This window comes from Acinetobacter sp. ANC_7682 (assembly GCF_056779795.1).
Genome location: NZ_JBWYIQ010000107.1, coordinates 1 through 231, shown reverse-complemented (window position 1 = coordinate 231; position 231 = coordinate 1). Strand labels below are relative to the sequence as shown.

Here is a 231-nt window from a genome sequence, read left to right as displayed (position 1 = left end):
AGATCGTACGACGTAAGTTGAAGTCAGATTGAGACTTATCAAAGAACGAGTAGTTACCTAAGCTGTTTGCATGCCAAACTTCAACTTTAGCACCTTCAATGATGTTACCTTCAGTATCTTTAACGATACCTTCAATAATCAAAGTTGGGATTTTGCCTTCTTCAGAACCATCATCCATACGTGCAAAACCAACTGATTCTGGTGCACCAGCGACATACAATGGACCTTCAA

The 231-nt window shown here is 39.8% G+C and carries 1 protein-coding gene; it reads right to left on the bottom strand.

Annotation, left to right across the window (positions count from 1 at the left end):
* The coding region (locus AC1M9D_RS14195; protein ID WP_481612459.1) for a dioxygenase family protein at window positions 1-231 on the bottom strand (231 nt) is incomplete at both ends.